General features: G+C 51.6%; 1 protein-coding gene. It reads right to left on the bottom strand.

Annotated elements, in window-relative coordinates:
* Positions 1–8 precede the first annotated feature (8 nt).
* Positions 9–932 (bottom strand): elongation factor Tu (tuf, locus tag WJT86_RS12265; protein ID WP_346337882.1); only part of this gene is annotated, 924 nt, incomplete at its 5' end.

Genomic DNA, 932 nt, shown 5'->3' on the forward strand with positions numbered 1-932 from the left:
TTGAACTCTTACTCGACGATAGCGGCGACGACGCCGGCACCGACGGTACGACCACCTTCACGGATAGCGAAGCGGAGCTTCTCTTCCATAGCGATCGGAACGATCAGCGAAACGTCGACGGTGACGTTATCACCAGGCATAACCATTTCCGTGCCTTCTGGAAGCGTAACAATACCTGTCACGTCTGTCGTACGGAAATAGAACTGCGGACGATAGTTCGTGAAGAATGGAGTGTGGCGACCACCCTCTTCCTTCGTCAGAATATAAGCTTCTGCCTTGAACTTCGTATGTGGCTTAACAGAACCTGGCTTACAGACAACCTGACCACGTTCAACGTCTTCACGCTTCGTACCACGGACCAGAATACCGACGTTATCGCCAGCTTCACCCTGATCAAGCAGCTTACGGAACATTTCAACGCCTGTAACAGTCGTCTTCTGTGTTGGACGGATACCAACAACTTCAACTTCTTCACCGACCTTAACAACGCCACGCTCAACACGACCGGTAACAACTGTACCACGGCCTGAAATCGAGAAAACGTCTTCGATTGGCATAAGGAAGTCCAGATCCTTAGGACGCTCTGGCTGAGGAATGTAAGCATCAACCTGGGTCATCAGCTCGAGAACTGCATCACGACCGATAACTGGATCGCGATCTTCAAGAGCGCAAAGTGCTGAACCACGGACAACTGGAATGTCGTCGCCCGGGAAGTCATAGCTGGACAGAAGCTCACGAACTTCGAGCTCAACGAGATCGAGAAGTTCTGCATCGTCAACCATGTCGACTTTGTTCATGAATACGACAAGCGCTGGAACACCAACCTGACGAGCAAGCAGAATGTGCTCGCGGGTCTGTGGCATTGGGCCGTCAGCTGAAGAAACAACCAGAATGGCACCATCCATCTGAGCCGCACCAGTGATCATGTTCTT

Source organism: Hohaiivirga grylli, from assembly GCF_039655745.1.
Classification (GTDB): domain Bacteria; phylum Pseudomonadota; class Alphaproteobacteria; order Rhizobiales; family Beijerinckiaceae; genus Hohaiivirga; species Hohaiivirga grylli.